Source organism: Secundilactobacillus odoratitofui DSM 19909 = JCM 15043 (genome assembly GCF_001434895.1).
Taxonomy (GTDB): Bacteria; Bacillota; Bacilli; order Lactobacillales; family Lactobacillaceae; genus Secundilactobacillus; species Secundilactobacillus odoratitofui.
In genome coordinates this window covers 33157-51035 of record NZ_AZEE01000030.1, presented here as the reverse complement: position 1 = coordinate 51035, position 17879 = coordinate 33157, and the positions used below count along the sequence as shown (strand labels likewise).

Here is a 17879-nt window from a genome sequence, read left to right as displayed (position 1 = left end):
CTAGTCCTCCAAAGCTGGTTGCGTTTTAGCGAACTCTGCAACAGCTTGGCTAACGGTTGGCACAACCGCTTCATTGAAGACGCCCGGCACAACTTCTTGTGCCGTTGGTTTTTTAACCACGCTGGCCAAAGCTTTGGCGACGACTAACTGTAACGTAGCATCCACTTTTGTTAAATCGCTGTTAAGCAATCCTTTGAACAGCCCTGGGAATGCCAAAATATTGTTAACTTGGTTAGGGTGTTGACTTGAACCAGTGGCAATCACCTTGGCACCAGCAGCGGCTGCATCAGTTGGTTCGATTTCGGGAACTGGGTTGGCAAGTGCGAAAACAATGGGATCTTTGGCCATGCGCTCCACGTCATGTTGACTCAATAGGTGTTGGTCGGATAACCCGATAAACACATCTTGGTTGTCAATGACATCCGTTAACCGTGAATCTTTTAAGTTAGCGGGTGTTTTTAATTTAGCCGCAAATTGTCGTTGATAGCGATTATAACGATCGTCATCAGACGTGATCACACCGTACACATCAACCAGGGTCAAGTGCTTTATGCCAGCTGCGTAGAGTAACTTTGCAGTGGCTAATCCTGACGCACCAACACCATTGATGACAACGTGCAGGTAGTCAAGTGACTTACCAACCACTTTGGCAGCGTTGATCAAACCGGCCAGTACCACGATTGCAGTACCTTCTTGATCATCATGATAAACCGGAATATTCAGCTTTTTAGATAAAGCCTCCTCGATTTCAAAACACTTCGGGGCAGCAATGTCTTCAAGGTGAATCCCAGCAAATGACTGTGAAATATTACTGATCGTATTAACGATCTCATCAGGTGATACCTGATTCACGGCAATCGGAATGGCGTTAATATTGGCCAAATCCTTATACAGTAAAGCCTTACCCTCAATGACGGGTAGGCCTCCTGCTGGTCCAATATTACCGAGACCTAAAACGGCTGAACCATCGGTAACCAAAGCAACCAGCTTACCGCTCACCGTGTACTTATTTTTTAATTCAGGATGTTTCGCAATTAACTTTGAGATTACGGCAACGCCAGGTGTGTAAGCCTTGCCTAAATCGGTCTTATTATGCACACTCAAATCTGACTGTATATCCAAGACACCCGTGTGATTCTCGTGAACCTTCAAAATCTCATCTGTATCTGTCAATCGCACCATTCCCTTCAAATTTTAATTGTGTAATTAGTAGCAATCTTGTTAACGACTTAAGTGTACACCGGTTTTTTAACTTTTTCAAATATATTCAAGATATTTGCTATTTTTTAAATTCAATTTTCTGTTATGATAAAGATATTCAAAAATAACGCCCGTTTTAAGTGAAAACTTGATATGATAAGAGTGCAGATCTTAACAAGCGTGACCAAGGAGGCCCTGACGTATGGAAGATATGAAATCTCGCGAACAGTTAGCTAACATTGCCCGTGATTATTACCTATCTAAATTAACAATTTCTCAGATATCAAAAAAGTATGACTTAAGTCGTTACTTAATTACAAAGGCGCTGGACGACGCGATGAGTACCGGTCTCGTCAAGATATCCATTAACGCCCCAATCGATCGAAACATGGAGATGGAAGCCCGTTTTAAAAAACAGTTCAACTTACAAAATGCCTTCATTGTTAAAGATGCAGATACGACCAATGAAGATTACGAAAATATCGTTGCCTTTGCTGCCGAGCAGATTCAAGCTGTTTTGCACCGTAGCAGCGTCATCGGAATTGGTTGGGGTGGCACTGTTGCCAACGTGATCAATCACTTCCAAACCGAAATTTTAGACGATCTCGTCTTTACTCAGTACATGGGTGATAACCTTAAGTACAATTCGACTTTAGGCGCTACACCACTCGTCCAAAAAGCCGCCGCCAAGTTTGGCGCCAGCTTCCGGACAATTCCTGCCCCACTCTATATTATTAATGATGCAACCCGATCTGCACTGCAACAAGAACCAGCGTTAATTCCGGCCTTCACAACCATGGCTAAGATGGACCTACTCTTCGCGGGAATTGGCACGTTAGCATCAGTAGATTCAATTCCACTCTGGCGTAATCACCGTCACGATATTTTAGGTGATATCGAACCCGATGATGTCGCTGGTATGCTTTATGGTCGCCCCTATGACATTAACGGCAATATCTTGAACGCAGACCATGACAAGCTGTTCGGCTCCTCATTGGACGCAATCTTAACGGTGCCCCACAGAATGGCTGTCGTTAAAAGTAAGTTTAAGGGTCGTGCACTACTAGGGGCCCTCCGTGGGGGCTTAATTACGGATTTTGTCACCAATGAATCCGTCGCTAACCGAGTGTTGCTCGAAATGAGCTAAACGGTTTTAAGCCACTTTTTAATCAGATCATTAAACAACGCTGGTTGCTCCGTCATAACGATGTGGCCAGCGTTTTTGATTACCGCTGATTGCCCTTTTGGCGCCAATTTAGCGGTAGCCGCCGCAAATGCCGAATCAAAGTAGGGCGATTGCGCACCAGCAACAACCAACAAAGGCACGTCCAATTTTAAGATAATATCGCGCCAATCTTGAAAGGCGTGGTCCACGAGACACGGTTCATTTTCGCTGACCTCATAGGGATGGGCTGCTCGTGCCTCTTGAACACTTTGCCGAACTGCCGAATCAACTGGCGTTGCCGTTGCTGACCCAAATGGTAATTTTAAATAATCAGGGAAGTTTGCCCAGGAAAGATCTTTAAAACCATATGGCCAAGTCTCATCGCGAATCATCTTTGGGCTTTGATCGATGTCGATTATTGCACTAAAAGGTTTGGTGCCAAAAAGTGACACGTACGCAAATAGCGTCGAGGCCCCCATCGAATTACCAATCCCAATCACATCGGTTAGCCCTAACTGCCCAATCAGTTCAGCCACGTCAACCGCATGACGACTGATGCGTCGCCCCTTTATCGTTCGCTGCGAGGCACCCTGGTTTCGGGCATCTAAACAAATTACACGGTAGCCCTCAGCCAGTAAAAATTGGGCCGTTGGCTGCCAAATTTCCCGATAACTACCAATCCCATTCAATAACAATACCGGCCGACCACTGCCAGCGTCGCTATATGTTAACGTCACGTGGTCACTTGTCACAAATTTCAAATTAGTCACCTCAAATTAAAAGCGAGCCTGAATTAGCCTAAAACGACTAACGCAGTCTCGCTATTTTGATTCATCTTACCACATTTAAATTAAAACTATTCAGCTGCTAATAAAATCTCGTTCATCTTACGAGCAGAGCTTTGCATCTTGGCAGCTTCTTCATCAGATAAGCTGACTTCGATCACTTGACGAATGCCGCTAGCGTTAATAACTGCTGGTGTGCCTAAATAAATATCTTTTAAGCCATACTGACCATCCAATGGTGCAGATACGGGCATAACCAAATTTTCATCCAGCAAAATCGCACGACAGATCTTCATTAAGCTAACTGCAACGCCGTAGAAAGTAGCGCCCTTCTTACCAATGATCTGACCGCCTTTTTTCTTAACGTCTTCTTCAATTTCTGACAGTATCTCGTCAGTAGCATTCGAAAGACTTAATAATGGTCGTCCACTAACCGTTGCTTCATTATAAGCTGCAAATGAACTGTCACCATGTTCACCAAGAACGTAAGCGTCAATATCACTCGTACTGACATCAAGTGCCTTACCCAAAGCAACTTGTAGACGCGCACTGTCCAACGATGTCCCGGTCCCGATGACCCGGTTCTTTGGGAAACCTGAGATATGTTGCGTTAATGAAGTCAAGATATCAACTGGATTGGCTGAAACAACGAAGCAACCACTGAAGCCGCTGTTTACAACAGGCGTAACGATTGACTCTAAAATCTTAGTGTTCTTGTTAACCAAGTCTAAGCGCGTTTCACCTGGCTTACGAGGTACACCCGCAGTGATCACAACGATATCTGCATCTGATGCATCCGCATAGTCACCCGTTTTAATCTGAGCTGGCATCATCATTGGTGTCAAGTCTTCAAGATCCAATGCGTCACCAACTGCGTGATCTTTAGCGATATCCACAATAACTAATTCATCAATACCACAGTTTTGTAATAATGAGAATGCAAATGAAGAACCAACGGCGCCGTCACCAACGAGTAATACTTTCCGGTGTTTTTTTAACATGAGACAATCTCCTTTCAGTCAATCCTAATTACGTACCATAGAAGCACCATATTAAGTCAAGAACAGTTCTTGCTCTTAAGGTCACATTTAGTATAACGCATTTTGACCGAAAATGTTAACTTTTTTAAAAAAATCACGATATTTTTTAAATTTTTAAAATGATTATTTTACAAACGTTAAAATAGACCGTCACTATCACGAACATATAATCTAACATAGCGTATTTTTCTTTGCAAGCTTCTTCACGAGCCGGTTAATGGTAGCGGTTACTTGATTTATTTTTTTAAACATCACGTTTATTTTGTTCAAGTTAGTTTGTGTAACTTTGTGATTGAATCATTATGACCATTGTGACTGCGTTGTTGCCACTCCAGGTAACCTGCTTTTTCGGTTGCTGTGGGACCAGCTTCAACCACGTAAACGTGTCTTCCGCTTCGTTTGTGAGCCTTCAAAATACAGAAGTCTCACAAACGTCCAGTCCGAGTAAGCGCTAAAGCGCCAACTCGGACTTGTCACTGCAACCGAAAAAGCAGGTTACCTTCCGTTCTCGCTACGTAGATTGATAAGTTTAAAGATCTTACTCACGACATGCTTTGTTTCGTCACTACTACCTAAACGGGGTTTTGTTATTCCCACAATCTAAGCCGTAGTGCCAGAAGCCACTTTTTGACGGGTAACAGTGACAAGTACCACTTTGCGCGATAGCGCTTAGTGGTACTGGACGTTTCTGAGACTCGTGGGTTTCGAGGCTCAGAGACGAGACGGAAAACGCAATGCGGTTGAAGTCGGTCCCACTGCTATCCGTCAAAAAGCGCCTGAGATTCCACGTTCGAATCTCAGACGCTTTTTACGAAATAAAATTAGCCTCAAACCAACAACTTATTGATCTCTGGTACTCTTACGAATCATGAGCTTGGTCCCCACAACTACCTTTAAGGGTACAACTCGCCCGTTTTCAAGGCGGCTCTTCATCATATCAACTGCGCTAATGCCCATCTGATCCGTATCGACATGCACAGCACTCAATTCTGGATAGACGTATTTTGCCACTGATGTATCGTTGAAACTAAACAAACTGACCCGCTCAGGAACTGCGATGTTGGCTTCACCTAAAGCCTTAAGTGCACCAATTGCCATTGGGTCATTGCTGACGAAAAAGGCGTGTGGTAACTCGTCTCCCAATTCTGCGATTGCACGTTTCATAGTGTCATAACCGGATTGGTTCGTATAATTGCCTTCAAACGCAAATTTCGCGTTGAACTGTTTACGAGCCATCATCTCCGCTTTAAAGGCACGGTAACGAGGATCTGGAATTTTTAGAATTCGATCTGTTGTATATTCGGAACCGTAAATGATGCCGATATCATCACTCGTTTCACTCAAATACGACACAACCTGACGAACTGGTGGTTTGAACTCCGTCACAACGCTATCAAATCCCTGTTCAATGCCACTCCAGTCAACAAAAATCAAATTTTGAGTCAACGCACTTAATTGTTGGACTTGTGGGTCACTGTACTTACCAACCGCGATGATGCCATCAACATCCTTGCTGATTTCTGATACCTGATTTTGAAACACCGGGCTTGTTTGAATTTGTAATTCCTGACTACGTTTTTCAATCCCCATGCGAATCGCCATATAGTATAGATCATCGAGTTCCTTATTTTCTGAGTACCACTGCACAACTGCGATTCGATACGTATCTGGTTGCTTCGGTGCCCGCTTTGCTTTCGTATAGTTGAGTTCCTCCGCAATTTCAAAAATTCGTTGCCGGGTGTCCTCACTCACGGAAAGCGTTGTGTCATAATTCAGCACACGCGAAACGGTCGACAAGGAAACACCCGCCTTTTGCGCGATATCTTTTAAGGTAACTTTCATGGATGTCCCCCCCTTTTTAAAAGTGAATTAAACCACACATTGCGCCAAATACAAGCGAATGATTCAGGCACCCAACTAAGAATACCTGAATCATTTACTCGTATCACACTTCGTTAATTTTTAATTCACTACTCTTTCAACCAGCTAAACGTACTTTTAAAGTTGCGCAATAAACCGATCAAAGGCTGCTTGGCCAACCTCATCGCGTTTAAAGACCCCAGCGTCCTGTAAGACGCGGGCAAAAACTTCACCAATGGCTTGATCAATCAAACCATCAGCGTTGTCGGCAGTAAAATTGTTAGAAGCCTTCAATTCATCCGCCCATTGCTTATGGTAATCTTGCATGTCGTTCGCTTCACCCAAGATGTAGTGCTTAACTTCTTGCATCTCATCTTTTAGACGAGCAGGTAAAATGGCGCGACCCATAACTTCAATCAGGCCAATATTTTCCTTCTTAATGTGTTGTACATCTTGATGTGGATGGAAAATGCCATCTGGATATTGTTCTGAAGTTTGGTTATCCCGCAAAACAATATCAAGCACAAACTTAGTGCCACGACGATAAGCAATCGGTGTCACGGTGTGGTGACGTTCACCATCAGTGTAGGCTCGAACGTCAACAGACTCATCATCATAGTGCTGCCAACTATTAGCGATGGTGGTGGCCGCATTGATCAATGATTCTGGCGTCTCACTGGTTAAACGAATGGTTGACATCGGCCACTTAACAATACCTGCATCAACATCATCAAACCCTTTGATTGAGATTGACCGGTCCACTGCGGCCTTCATCATTGGAAAGTCATGACGCCCACCTTGATAGTGATCTTGAGCCAGCATTGAACCACCAACGATTGGTAAATCTGCGTTACTCCCAACGAAGTAGTGTGGCAAGACCCGCACAATTTCGAGTAAGTTACTGAAAGTATGCTGGTTAATCACCATTGGGCGGTGCGCCTGGAGTAGAAAAATCGCGTGTTCGCTGAAGTAGGCATATGGCGAATACTGGAAGCCCCAAGGTTCACCACCAAGCGTTAAGCGAATAACCCGGTGATTTGAACGAGCTGGGTAACCTAAACGACCACGGTAGCCTTCGTTTTCGATTGCTAATTGACTAAGTGGATAAGTGTTCGCTTTTTGATTACGAGCAGCCGCAATTGCCTTGGGATCCTTTTCAGGCTTCGACAAGTTAATCGTGATTTCAAGGTCGCCATATGCCGTTGGTGTATCAAAAGCCAAGTTTTTGGCAATGGCGCGGGTTTTAATGTAATCATTTTTGCGACTTAAATTATAGAAGAAGTCAGTAGCGGCTTCTGGTGAGTCGTTATACTTATTCCAAAATTGTTGATTAGTCTGAGCTGGCGTTGGGGTTAACAAGTCTGTTAACTCTGCTTCCAAGATATCTCGGTCTGATTGACCATCTTCAATTTTGCCGTTTTTTACCGCTGTTTCGAGTAATGCATCCAAAATATCGAGTAAATCGTCACTTTTGGCGTCAACTGCGGGCGCATCACCAACTAAGCCAAGCACCCGGTTCGTGACGTAAATTCGGTCTAAGGGTTGATACGTGCCACTCTCGATAATCGCATCAACAAAAGCTTTAACTGTTTCTAACATGTTAAGCTTCACCCCGATCGTTGTAGCCCTTTGGATGAGTTTGTTTCCAATTCCAGGCCGTCTTAATAATCTCTTCAACGTCATCATACTGTGGCTTCCAGCCCAATACTTTGCGGGCTTTATCACTGGCGGCAATCAAGGTGCTTGGATCACCGGCACGTCTTGGAGCATCTTCAGCGGGAATTGGTTGCCCAGTTGCTTTACGCGCAGCTTCCAAGATTTCTTTGTTGGAGAAACCAGTTGAAGAACCTAAGTTGAAGGCATCACTGTCGTGTCCATCCTTCAGATATTCAAGCGCTAAAATGTGGGCATCTGCTAAATCAACAACGTGGACGTAATCACGAACGTTGGTCCCATCCTTAGTTGGGTAATCAGTCCCAAAGATCTTTAAGCCATCGCGTTCGCCAGCGGCCACTTGTAGAATGATTGGAATTAAGTGGGTTTCGGGATGGTGATCTTCACCGATTGAGCCATCCGCTTTAGCACCCGCAACGTTGAAGTAACGAAGGGCGACGAACTTAACGCCATAAGCAACGTCAGACCAGTGCATAATTTTTTCCATGGCTAACTTACTTTCACCATATGGATTGGTTGGTACTTGTGGATCAGTTTCCTTAATTGGAATCTGCTTTGGTTCGCCATACGTTGCAGCGGTTGAGCTAAAGATGATTCGCTTAATATCATGATCTTTCATCGCTTTGAGTAAGGTAATCATACCACCAGTGTTGTTATCAAAATACTTCAGTGGATTACTCATTGACTCTGGCACGATTGAAAAGGCGGCAAAGTGAATGATTCCCTCAATGCTGGTTTCTTGATCAAAAACTTCATCTAAGAAAGCCCGATCTCGAATATCACCTTGATAAAAACGGGCCTTGGGGTTAACCGAAGCACGGTGACCAGTAATCAAATTATCAATTACTGCAACGTCATAGCCCTTAGAAACGAGCCGATCTACTGTGTGTGAGCCGATATAGCCGGCACCACCTAAAACAACAACTGTCATAATTCTTACCTCCATTTATTCTCTTATGCGACATAATCATATTCGATATAAAAGCGCGCCGCAAGTTAGGTTGCGTTGCGCTTTTATTAATGATGCGTTTTTTAATTAAGCTTTGATTTCCTTAGGACCGTCTGCAATATTAGCAACGTAGAAGCTGGCTTCGTAGCCAATCTCCTTCTTATAAACATCGCCGACATTCTTGATGAAATCATCGACGTTAGCCTTGTTAACGATTGCGATTGCGCAGCCACCAAAGCCGGCACCGGTCATCCGGGCACCCAGGACACCTGGTTGCTTCCAAGCAGTTTCAGCTAACGTATCAAGTTCCTTACCCGTTACTTCGTAGTCAAAGTGTAATGACACGTGTGAAGCATTAACTAACTTACCGAATTCTTCAAGCTTGCCTTCAGTCAGGGCTTTCTTAGCACGTAACGTCCGTTGATTCTCAATCACGGCATGACGCGCACGCTTGATTAAAGTGCCGTCGTTGACCAGATAAGCGTCCTTATCAAAATCTTCTTGAGAAAGGTCACCCAATGTCTTAACGTCTTCGCCGCCCTTTTGGATTCGAGCCAAGGCTTCTTCACATTCGGCACGACGTTCGTTGTACTTAGAATCAATCAACTCACGACGTTTGTTGGTGTTCATAATCACAACCACGTTATCACCAAGTTCAACTGGCACGTATTCGTACTTCAGTGTGTTGGTATCCAGCAATACAGCGTGATCCTTCTTACCCATACCAATGGCAAATTGATCCATGATCCCGGTGTTTAAGCCGAGGTAGTCGTTTTCAACGGCTTGACCGTTTTTAACTAAAGTCAGTTGATCCAAGCCGAAATTAAATTCACTGTTTAAGATGTTGCCAATCAATAATTCAATTGAAGCTGATGATGATAACCCAGAAGCATCTGGTAAATCACCGTGAACAAATAAGTCAAACCCGTGGTTGGCCGTTTTACCCTGCTTAGCAAGTTCAAACATCACCCCACGTGGGAACTTTACCCAGCCATCATTTTTGTCAAAATCTAAATCATCAATTGAAAATTCGGCGATGCCGGCATCGGGCATGTTGGCGGAATACGCACGAACCTTGTTATCATCGCGGGCAGCATATACGCCGTAGGTCCCCATGCTAATGGCACATGGGAACACGTTACCACCGTTATAATCAGTATGTTCACCGATTAAATTGATCCGACCTGGTGAAAAATATACTCGTTCGCCAGCGTAACCAAACGCCGTGTTAAATTCGTCCATTAAACTTTGATAATTCATGTTCGCGCCTCCGTTATTTTACTAAAACTTTTACTGTGTCTAACATACGCTAAAAAATTCAGCTTGTCAACAGATGTTGTAATCGTTTTCTTTGCTGTTGTTACAGGATTATATTGTTAATTTTGCTTGTTAGACAATCGCGACCTCGTTGAAATTAATTCGTTACGATTTATATACCTCATTGTCTGTACCGGTCACTACCACTACGTGCTAGCGGGCTTTTTTGGTTGCTGTGGGACCAGCTGCAGCCACGACAAAGTCGTGTCTTCCGCTTCGGTTCTGAGCCCCACCAAGGCCGTGGGTCTCAGAACCGTCCAGTACCACTAAACGCTAAAGCGTTAAGTGGTACTTGTCACTGCAACCAAAAAAGCCCGCTAGCTCTCCGTTCACGTTATATTGACGTTATATTGAATTTTGCTACTAGCTCTTACAATTAAGTGTTTATCTACTCATGCAACAGCATCCAACTTTACAAACTGCGCAGATTGACTATCATAGAAAAAACTTAAAAAATCTTGAGACATTAAAAGCGACCAAGCCGTACGAATACGGCTTGGTCGCTTTATTGCGTCATATTTTAGTAACTTCTGATTAATCTTTTACCCAGTCACTAAGGGCTGTTTCAAACTGGTTGAGCTTAGTCGTGGCTTCATCCTCAGTTTGAGCGTTGGTGCCAATGTAGAACTTGATCTTGGGTTCAGTTCCTGAAGGTCGAACGGCGATCCAAGTGCCATCACTTAACCAATACTTTAAAACGTTTGAACTAGGTAAAGTCAGCTTCTCGGTGGTACCATCCGCGTGAGTTGCCACCTGCGTTTGGTAATCATCGACCGTTTCGACGTTAACACCCGCAAATTCGGTTGGGCGATTTTCTCGCAATGATTTCATGATGGCCGCCATCTTGTCAGCGCCATCAACACCACCAAATTCCTTAGCAGTCGTCTTTTCTTTGAAGTAGCCATATTCCTTATAGAGCTGTTGAATCCCATCGTAAAGTGTCAAGCCCTGTTGCTTATAGTATGCCGCAACTTCGGCTAAGAGGATGGTTGATTGAATCGCATCCTTATCACGCACGAATGGGTTGATGAGGTAGCCAAAACTCTCTTCAAACCCAAATAAGAAGGTGTGATCGTGATTTTCTTCAGCCAGCTTGATTTGTTCGGCAATGTACTTAAAGCCAGTCAAAACGTTGGTCATCTTGACGTCATAGTGTTCCGCAATCTTCGTTGCTAATTCAGTCGACACGATTGATTTAACGACCATGCCGTCTGCAGGTAACTGGCCAGTATCTTGCTTCGCCTTTAAAATGTAATTCAGCAATACCGAAGCAATTTGGTTCCCAGTCATCAGCTGATAATCACCGTTTGGCATCCGAACTGCTGCGCCTAAACGATCCGCGTCTGGATCAGTGGCTACCAAAAGGTCGGCCCCTTCCTGTTTACCTAACTTGATTGCCATGTTAAAGGCTTCCGGAAATTCGGGGTTAGGGTGTTCAACCGTTGGAAATTCAGGGTCAGCAATTGCTTGTTCCTTAACCATCGTGAAGTGATCGTAGCCAGCATCCTTTAGGGCACGGTAACCAATAACGCGACCGGTACCATGGAGTGGTGTATAGATCAGTGTCATATCCTTACCCACTTCATCAATTAGCTTTGGATTGACCGACACTGCTTTGACACCAGCTAGATAATCTTCGTCTAGGTCTTCACCAACGATGTGGACGAGACCCTGTTGGCGTAGCTTAGGTTCCGCTACCGTCGCTACGGTAAACATGTTTTCAATCCCGCGAACATACTCAGTAATCTTGTCAGCCTCAATTGGTGGCATTTGGCCACCGTCTGGCCCGTAAATCTTAAAGCCATTGTACTGTTTAGGGTTGTGGCTGGCAGTGATCATGATACCAGCATAGGTGTGTAAATGTCTGACCGCAAACGACAACTCTGGCGTTGGCCGGATATCGTCAAAGACGTAACTTGGAATACCATGTGCACCCAACACCTGAGCTGAGTGGTGTGCGAATTCACGCGATTGATACCGTGAATCAAAACTGATTGCCACACCACGCTGCTTAGTCGCATCATCTAAGGTATCCATAAACCGTGCTAATCCTTCGGCAGCGGCGCCGACGGTATATAGGTTCATTTGACCTATTCCTGGTCCAATCAATCCCCGCATGCCGGCGGTCCCAAACGCCATCGGTTTCGTAAAGGCGTTTTCTAGTGCCTCTTGGTCACCCGCCATTTCAGCTAACTGCTGTGCTAACGCTGGATCGAGTTGTTGATAGTCTTGCCATACTTGATAGTTTTCTTGCCAAGTCATTGAATCGCCACTCCTCTAATTGTTTGATTGATTATTCGAATTACTTTCAATTCCGCTTTCAGTATAACGCGAAATTAGGAAAAAGAGTAAAAATTTTACTAAAGAATTTTAAGTGCTGACATCAATTTGTTTGAATGCCCTTTCAATTTTACCATCTCAACCATTTTCTTGCACGAAAGCTTTAACGATTTTGGTCGTCGATTACCTTTAACTGGTGGCCAATACCATTAACAAATGATATCCGCCTTCATATTGTTGAATTTAAGCGAAGTGGTACACTTAAAGCAATTACGAAGATACGTGGAGGGGTCAACATGGCTGTTAAACCAATTAACTTTAGTCAGTTGTTTGTAACGCAATCGTTGAAAAAGCAGAAAAAAATGGGCAAAAAGCTCCGTGACGGATTTTCTTTCGCTGATTTGGGGGAGTTCGTCCCGGTTAAACGTGATCCAAACCATTTAATGGACGAAGTTCGGTCGATACTTATCCCGGAATTGCTGCCAGAACGAACCCAACGAATGAGTCAGTCAACGTTTTCATTTTTCCGTGGCACTGCCGAATTGATGGAATTCGATTTAGCCAACCAAAAGAATTCACCGATTCATGCCGTTATCTGTGGTGATGCTCACGTCGGAAACTTTGGTTTTTTCGGTTCACCTGAACGTCACCTGTTATTTGATTTGAACGACTTTGATGAAGCTGACATCAATCCGTTTGAATGGGATATTAAACGCCTGGCCGTAAGCACCCTCTTAGCAGGGCAAGAACACGACTTCGAAAGCGCCAAGTTGACCGAGCTCCTAACTGGGCTTGGCCAAACTTACCGCGAAAGTCTTAACGCCATGTTTGAACGGACTGCTTTAAATCGCTTTTATCCCGTTAATAACGTCGAAACGGTTCTGGACACCATTCCCGCTAAAGAATGGCATACAAATAAGTTGCATAAGTTCCTTGAAAAAGCCGGTAAACGCGACTCTGAACAAGTCGTTCGTAAATTTACGATTACGGATTCTCAAGGCAATATTGCCTTCAAAGAAAACGCACCGCGAACCCGTCACGTCACGGATAACGTCACCAACCACCTCAAAAAGTATCTGGAACGTTACCGACAAACCTTGCAACCAGACGTGAGCTTAATGCTCTCACAATATCAGGTAACTGATATCGTGAGACACAGTGTTGGCGTCGGCAGTTTTGGATCGCTGTGCTACCTCCTATTGCTGACGGGCACTGATGATAGTCACCTAGTCTTACAAATTAAAGAGGCACTACCGCACCGTCAATTGGCGGATCAACTGGATGATCAAAACGCGCAATTTGAGCAAAATGAAGGTAAACGAATCGTTGACTGTCAAAAAATTCTCCAATCAGCAACCGATCCCTTCCTCGGCTACTTTGCCACTGCCACTAAGAGCTTCTATGTTCGCCAGTTCCGGGATATGAAAGCTTCGATCGATCTGTCTGCATTAGATTGGGACCAATTCGAAGCCTACGCCAAAACTTGTGCTTGGGTATTAGGCATTAGCCATGCGCAAAGCCCGACTTCAGGCTTAATTCTAGGTTATGTAGGTCATTCCAGTCACTTTGACGACGCCATTGCCAAGTGGTCCGCTGATTACACCCAGCAGGTACAAGATGACTATGCCGCCTTCAAACAGTATCGACTGAATTAGTGAAATCCCCCCCTTTCGTATTGTTGGCTAAAATCAATTATGAAAAAAATGAACGCCAATTACTGCCGAAATACCGGAATTGATGGGCGTTTTTGTATCTATAAAACTGTCATAAATAAAACACTCACTTCAAATTCATTTACAAAAAGTAAGTATTTTATCTTGACTCACTTACAAAAAGTAAGTATGATGGCCACATTGAATCAAAAACAACTTATCTGGAGGAATTCATTATGGTAATGACAAATGGTTACGAACAAAACGAAAACGAACAAGCACTGGACATTTTGAACTTACCGCAATTGGAGGCTGACGCTAAAAAGATTATTCCAACTGGCGGATTTGGTTACATTTCTGGTGGTTCAGAAGATGAATGGACGTTACGTGCAAACCGTACCGCTTTCCAACACCGCCAAATCGTACCAAAGGCGCTCAGCAACATCGAAAATCCTCAAACAGATACCACGGTGTTTGGCCTGAACTTAAAGACACCAATCATGATGGCACCTGCAGCTGCTCAGGGTTTGGCACACGCTAAGGGCGAAGTTGATACTGCTAAGGGTGTCGCTAAGGTTGGTGGCTTAATGGCTCAAAGTACCTATTCATCAACTTCGATTGCTGACACTGCAGCAGCTGGTGAAGGCGCCCCTCAATTCTTCCAACTTTACATGAGCAAAGACTGGGAATTTAACAAATCACTTTTAGACGAAGCCAAAAAAGCTGGCGTTAAGGCGATCATCCTGACCGTTGATGCAACTGTGGATGGTTACCGTGAAGCTGATATTATTAATAACTTCCAGTTTCCAATCCCAATGGCTAACTTAACTAAGTTTAGTGAAGGCGATGGCAAGGGTAAGGGCATCGGCGAAATCTACGCCGCAGCTGCCCAAAAGATTGGTCCTGCCGACTTACAACAAATCATTGATTACACTGACTTACCCGTTATCGTAAAAGGTGTTGAATCAGCCGAAGATGCACTGTACGCTATCGGCGCTGGTGCAGCTGGCATTTACGTTTCCAACCACGGTGGCCGTCAGTTAAATGGTGGTCCAGCCAGCTTTGACGTTTTGGAAAGTGTTGCTAAGGCCGTGAACCATCAAGTGCCCGTAATCTTTGACTCTGGTGTCCGTCGTGGCTCTGACGTCTTTAAGGCCATCGCATTAGGTGCCGACCTTGTCGCAATTGGTCGTCCAGCCATTTACGGTTTAGCACTTGGCGGTGCTGAGGGTGTGGCTTCCGTCTTCACCCACCTCAATGACGAATTGAAAATCATCATGCAATTAGCTGGTACTAAGACCATTGATGACATTAAACAAGCAGAATTATTAAACCTTAATTACTAATCGAACACAACTTGGCAAACTGGTAGATTAACTCTCCTCTAGCATTCCCCTCATATAATGTTAGAACTGCTCCATCGCAGTTTGCCAGCAAAAAGTCCCCCATGATTATTTATCATGGTGGGACTTTTTTGTCTGATAGATCTATTTATCAGGGATTAAGTTTTCTATTCTTCAAATTGAACGTTTAAAGCGTCAAACTGGACTTTTTAGAACCTGTCGACAAACTAACATGTGCTACACCACCGTGCTTAACTCATTAACCACTTCGCTAATTTTGGTTGATGTTCTCTCAGCCAGTTTGCCAGCCAAGTCTGACTCAACCACTGATGAAACTTAGGCGACAGTTTTTTAAGACTATAAATCATCAGAATCAGGAATGGAATGCCTGGAATTACTGGCAAAATAAAGCCCACTATGGCCCCAACCAAGCCTGTAATCGTCAGTGTCGACCAAAGTAATTTTGTCAGCAAAAACTGCATACCACCATCTCCAATTCAATCTTTTTGAGCAGTATAGTGCCTTATTTAGGATGACACAAGTTTTCAACCGTTGACTTTAGAGAATCTAAAACAATTCGGCAAATGTTAGCTCACTTGTGATTTTGCTTAAATTTCAATCTTAACCGAACTGTTGACTTAAAAGCAGCAAAAAAGCCCGCCATCAGCGTTACGCCGAATGGCAGACTCACGATTAACAATTTAACTGTTGTATCAAAGGATAACTGAGCAATTACGAATTCATCAGCACATCAAGCAATTCCTGTGCACTTTCATTCAAGCTATCCTTACTTTTATCGGTCCCAAGGTGGGTATAGACTTCGCCCACGTAAGTACCTTGATCAAATAACCGGTCAAAGACCTTGTCGATAATTGGACGGGTCTTGGCCTCTTCTTGAACTGGCCCGAATGGGTTAGCAAAGAAAGTCGTACTCATGCCGACTTCATCGGTCGTGCCAAGTGCGAAACGTTTGCCTTCAATGAAAGTTGCCTTAGCGTCTTCCTTGTTTTCAAATTGGTGAATGCCAATTTCCTTATCATAGTTGTTGGCGTAAACCCACATATCAATGCCATGGTGAGCAACGACGCGACGGTACGAATCGGCTGGGATAATAACCCGCGCGTTCTTACGATCCGGGTTCAAGTACACACCACGGTCCATGTTGTTGAAGGCCACGGCAGAACTTAAATCATCCAATCGAACGAAAGCCCCAATCTCAGTTCCTTGGGCGTACAAATCGTCATCAGTCAAAGTGAAGCTGCCCATGTCATCAAAAATCGTTTCAAGGCTTAAAATCTTATCGTCAGCAATTTCTTGTAAGGCTTCCAATGATTCAGACTTACCGGCACCGGAATCACCGAAGAACACCACGTTCTTGTTCTTACCGTTAGAAAACTTGATTCGAACCATTGAACCGTGAATTGGTAAGCGATTTTCGTAAATCATGTGCAGATTGTGAAGCGTCAAGCACATCTTCTTCATGTAACCGAAATAAGTGGTCTTGTCGTTGTATGGCACTTCGCCGACCCAGATGTCGTTTTCTTCATCGTGGTAGTAATGACTCACGCCACCTTCTGTTTCCTGTAGACCGAAGAGCAAGATGAGGTCAGGCTTGTGACCAGCAATCTCTTTGGCGTCGGCAACTTCAAACAAGTTGGCCAATGAAATACCGCTGACAAAGTAATCCCGATGGAAGTAAATGTAAGCAAGACTTTCACCAATTTTAGCGGGGAAGCAGTACCATTCGTCACGAGACCCGTGGAACTTATTGATTGGGTTATCGTCAACTGCCGTGAAGGTCCCCTCACGCTTATTAGACGGCGTGGTCATCATCATTGGTGGCCGTAACATTAAGGTATCTAAGAAGCGAATTGGTTTCAAGGCTTCATACCCTCTTGGGGTTGGCCAAGTTAATGATTGCGTCAACACGCAGGCCGAAGTACCGGCGCTAACCTGACGATAGGTCTTGTTCCGGAAGCCTTGCAATTTTTCTTCAATTGTCCGGTAGGCTTCAATCACAACTTCATTGAATTGGTTGTCCAATTGCATGAAGGTCTTGGCGGTTGCTTCACTGCTATGCAAGTTCATCACGCCAATTCGTAGGTATGACCGATAGTATGAATATAAATCTTCAATGCTATCTAAAATTTCTTCGCGCTTATATGTAGCGAAGGCGTCTTCTCGATCTAATAAAACTGCCTTGATGGTGTCAATGTAGGTTTTAGCATCAGCATCCTCAAAGTAGTTACGTTTGCTTTCGGTGGTGTGGCCTCTGTGTTCTAAGAATAAACGAACAACTTCAGCAAGTTCTTTACTGTTAATTAAGGTAAAAATGTCGCCAATATACTTACTGCTGTAGTTAATCACTGCAACATCTCTGGCGGAATTCATGTATAATGCAGCCGTTTCAACTTTATGTGACTCAGTCATAGGGTAATTCTCCTTCCAAGGTCTTTTCAATGCCTTGCTCCTATTGTAGCCTAAAAAAACACGAACGAAAATAGAAAATGAGATTTTAATAAATGTTTCTTGTCGTTGTCATAGCGGGCTTTCATCATTCATTTAATTAATGAAAATTAGAAAGATTTTTATTTGATTAATAAAGCAATTTTTT

The 17879-nt window shown here is 43.9% G+C and carries 13 protein-coding genes; 3 read left to right on the top strand and 10 right to left on the bottom strand.

Going from position 1 to position 17879, the window contains the following annotated elements; genetic code table 11:
- Entirely contained in the window at window positions 1-1182 is a 1182-nt protein-coding gene (locus tag FD04_RS10435; protein ID WP_056948719.1) for an NAD(P)-dependent malic enzyme, read from the bottom strand.
- A 220-nt stretch (window positions 1183-1402) separates the two neighbouring features.
- On the opposite strand from FD04_RS10435, the gene FD04_RS10430 reads away from it, so the two are divergent.
- Window positions 1403-2347, top strand: a complete 945-nt coding sequence (locus FD04_RS10430; RefSeq protein WP_056948716.1) for a sugar-binding transcriptional regulator — start codon at window positions 1403-1405, stop codon at window positions 2345-2347.
- Here FD04_RS10430 and FD04_RS10425 read toward each other — a convergent pair.
- From FD04_RS10425 to FD04_RS10395, 7 genes are all read right to left on the bottom strand, one after another.
- Window positions 2344-3117 carry an alpha/beta fold hydrolase gene (locus FD04_RS10425; RefSeq protein ID WP_338055722.1) on the bottom strand — a complete coding sequence of 258 codons (774 nt, stop codon included), beginning with the start codon at window positions 3115-3117 and terminating at the stop codon, window positions 2344-2346. The genes FD04_RS10430 and FD04_RS10425 overlap by 4 nt on opposite strands.
- 104 nt (window positions 3118-3221) lie before the next feature.
- The gene (locus FD04_RS10420; protein ID WP_056948715.1) at window positions 3222-4151 is read right to left on the bottom strand and encodes an L-lactate dehydrogenase; all 930 of its coding nucleotides are present in this window, start codon (window positions 4149-4151) and stop codon (window positions 3222-3224) included.
- An 879-nt stretch (window positions 4152-5030) separates the two neighbouring features.
- Window positions 5031-6032, bottom strand: a complete 1002-nt coding sequence (locus FD04_RS10415; RefSeq protein ID WP_054700565.1) for a LacI family DNA-binding transcriptional regulator — start codon at window positions 6030-6032, stop codon at window positions 5031-5033.
- A 156-nt stretch (window positions 6033-6188) separates the two neighbouring features.
- Entirely contained in the window at window positions 6189-7649 is a 1461-nt protein-coding gene (locus FD04_RS10410; RefSeq protein ID WP_056948714.1) for a UDP-glucose--hexose-1-phosphate uridylyltransferase, read from the bottom strand.
- Between the two features lies 1 nt (window position 7650).
- Window positions 7651-8655 (bottom strand): UDP-glucose 4-epimerase GalE, encoded by a 1005-nt coding sequence (gene galE, locus FD04_RS10405; RefSeq protein WP_054700564.1) that lies wholly within the window; start codon window positions 8653-8655, stop codon window positions 7651-7653.
- A 105-nt stretch (window positions 8656-8760) separates the two neighbouring features.
- Window positions 8761-9933: a galactokinase gene (locus tag FD04_RS10400; protein WP_056948713.1), complete on the bottom strand. Its 1173-nt coding sequence runs from the start codon at window positions 9931-9933 to the stop codon at window positions 8761-8763.
- 591 nt (window positions 9934-10524) lie between these two features.
- Window positions 10525-12252, bottom strand: coding sequence for a phospho-sugar mutase (locus FD04_RS10395; protein WP_054700561.1), 1728 nt, complete (start codon window positions 12250-12252; stop codon window positions 10525-10527).
- Between the two features lie 314 nt (window positions 12253-12566).
- Here FD04_RS10395 and FD04_RS10390 point away from each other — a divergent pair, with 314 nt between their 5' ends.
- Entirely contained in the window at window positions 12567-13925 is a 1359-nt protein-coding gene (locus FD04_RS10390) for a DUF2252 domain-containing protein (protein WP_056948711.1), read from the top strand.
- A 233-nt stretch (window positions 13926-14158) separates the two neighbouring features.
- Window positions 14159-15268 carry a lactate oxidase gene (locus FD04_RS10385; RefSeq protein ID WP_056948709.1) on the top strand — a complete coding sequence of 370 codons (1110 nt, stop codon included), beginning with the start codon at window positions 14159-14161 and terminating at the stop codon, window positions 15266-15268.
- Window positions 15269-15516: 248 nt separating this feature from the next.
- Here FD04_RS10385 and FD04_RS10380 read toward each other — a convergent pair whose 3' ends face one another.
- Window positions 15517-15747, bottom strand: coding sequence for a DUF454 family protein (locus FD04_RS10380; RefSeq protein ID WP_054700555.1), 231 nt, complete (start codon window positions 15745-15747; stop codon window positions 15517-15519).
- Between the two features lie 250 nt (window positions 15748-15997).
- Window positions 15998-17695 (bottom strand): hypothetical protein, encoded by a 1698-nt coding sequence (locus FD04_RS10375; protein WP_056948707.1) that lies wholly within the window; start codon window positions 17693-17695, stop codon window positions 15998-16000.
- Window positions 17696-17879: the final 184 nt, after the last annotated feature.